The organism is Sphingobacteriales bacterium, assembly GCA_012517435.1.
Taxonomy (GTDB): Bacteria; Bacteroidota; Bacteroidia; order CAILMK01; family JAAYUY01; genus JAAYUY01.
In genome coordinates this window covers 1-1523 of record JAAYUY010000189.1, presented here as the reverse complement: position 1 = coordinate 1523, position 1523 = coordinate 1, and the positions used below count along the sequence as shown (strand labels likewise).

The 1523-nt window shown below is 42.4% G+C and carries 2 protein-coding genes; one reads left to right on the top strand and one right to left on the bottom strand.

From position 1 onward, the window contains the following. Nucleotides 1-76: 76 nt before the first annotated feature. A complete protein-coding gene (locus GX437_10690) occupies nucleotides 77-973 on the bottom strand; it encodes an oxidoreductase (protein NLJ08127.1) in 897 nt (298 codons plus the stop codon). A gap of 50 nt (nucleotides 974-1023) precedes the next feature. Between GX437_10690 and GX437_10685 the strand changes: the two genes are divergently transcribed. Continuing rightward, nucleotides 1024-1523 (top strand): RNA methyltransferase (locus GX437_10685; GenBank protein NLJ08126.1); only part of this gene is annotated, 500 nt, incomplete at its 3' end.

Here is a 1523-nt window from a genome sequence, read left to right as displayed (position 1 = left end):
TCGTTACACTGCTAATAAATAATAATCATCATCAAAGCCTTAATTTTTCATTATAACGACTTTCTTCGAAGAAAAATCATCTGCTGAAACGGCAAAATACCCCTAACGGCAATACAAATCCATTCCTGTCGGTCATGATAAGTTCTCCGCTTTCAGCTGCCACCTCCCGCCCTCCATATTTTCTGACCATATTTTCTGCAATGAGTGCTGAAAAACCCACCGAATACAGGTTAATAATCATAAATGATTGATTGCCAATTAATAATTTATTGCAACCATGTATCATTTCATCTATTTGTTCTTCAAGAACCCATTTTTCGCCTCCAGGTCCTCTTCCGTATGCAGGCGGATCGAGGATGATTCCATTATATTTACTACCTCTTTTAACCTCCCGCCTGACAAATTTCAGTGCATCTTCCACTACCCAGCGGATTCCGTCCAATCCTGAATATTCCATATTTTCCCGAGACCAGTTGATCACCTGCCTGACCGAATCGACATGCACCACATCGGCACCGGCCGCTTTTGCAGCCAGCGAAGCTCCTCCCGTATAGGCAAAAAGGTTTAAAAATCGGCTCCCTTTCCCATATTCAGAAAGTTTATCATAAATATAATTCCAGTTTTCGGCCTGTTCCGGGAACAATCCGATATGTTTAAAGGCAGTCATTCCCAGGCGGAATGTCAGCCTCATTTTTTTGTAGTTATATGATACTTTCCATTGTTCCGGCATTCCTGATTTTTTTATCCAATCCCCCGATTCGTTAGGGTTCAGGGCTTCCCCTTTATTTGCTCTTTTACGTTTAAACCAGGCATCAGCCATTTTTTGCCATTCCTGTTCACTCCATGATTTTTGCCATACTGCCTGCGGCTCCGGACGCGCCAAAATGTATTTCCCGAAGCGTTCCAGTTTTTCAAAATGACCGCTGTCTAACAGTTCATAATCTTTCCAGCCGCTGACATTGATTATTTTCATCACAATGGCCTAAATTTGCCTTTGCAAAGATGCACCCTTATTTTTGTTTAATGGATATACGATTTAAATATATCAGCAGCCTTCAGAATCCGCTGGTCAGATTATGCCGCTCGCTTGGGAGTGCAAAGGAGCGAAAAGAAAGCGGTTTGTTTCTTATTGAAGGTTTGCGTGAAGTCAGGCATGCACAGGAGGGAGGCTACTCCTTTGAAAGCCTTTTATTTCCTGCTTCCAGAATGACGGAGAAAGAAATTATTGATTTTCTGGATAATACAAAAATTCAGGCGGATGAATATTTTTTACTCGATGATAAAAGTTTTGGCCGACTGGCCTACCGCGAAGACACTAAAAATGTGTTGGCCATAGCACACGCCAGAAACCTTCATCCGGATCATCTGATATTACCTGAAAACCCCCTGATCCTCGTCATGGAAAATATTGAAAAACCCGGAAACATAGGGGCAGTTTTGCGTACCTGTGATGCTGCCGGTGTTGATGCCGTTTTAATTGCCGGAAATCAGACCGATCTTTACAATCCAAATGTCATCAGAGC